Consider the following 461-nt stretch of genomic DNA (forward strand, 5'->3'; position numbering starts at 1 on the left):
AGCTGGTACAGCGGCCCGAGCCGCGGGCGGCAATAAACGATGTTGTTGTGGAGGTTCATGCGGCGGGATTCGTCAACACCGAACTGGAGTGGCCTTCGACCTGGGCCGATCGAGCCTTCCGTGACCGGACGCCATCGATCCTCGGCCATGAGCTCGCAGGTGTGGTCACTGCGCTCGGCTACGGCACCACGGGACTGTCAATCGGTCAGCGCGTATTCGGCCTCGCCGACTGGCATCGCGACGGGACCCTCGCTGAGTATGTCGCCATGGAGGCACGCAATCTCGCGCCGCTGCCCGGCGACGTTGACTTCACGGTGGGTGCGAGCCTGCCGATCTCCGGCCTGACCGCGTGGCAGGGGCTGTTCCAGCATGGCCGCCTTCAGGCGGGGCAAAGCGTGCTCGCGCACGGCGCGGCCGGTGCCGTCGGTTCGATGGTGACGCAGCTTGCAAGGGAGGCCGGG

The 461-nt window shown here is 67.5% G+C and carries 1 protein-coding gene; it reads left to right on the forward strand.

Annotation, left to right across the window (positions count from 1 at the left end; all coding sequences use genetic code 11):
* Positions 1 to 2: 2 nt before the first annotated feature.
* On the forward strand, positions 3 to 461 hold a 459-nt coding region (locus EN879_RS38495), incomplete at its 3' end, for an NADP-dependent oxidoreductase (protein ID WP_164774970.1).

Origin of the sequence: Mesorhizobium sp. M7A.F.Ca.AU.002.02.1.1 (genome assembly GCF_003998535.1) — a bacterium.
In the GTDB taxonomy this organism is placed as follows: Bacteria; Pseudomonadota; Alphaproteobacteria; order Rhizobiales; family Rhizobiaceae; genus Mesorhizobium; species Mesorhizobium ciceri.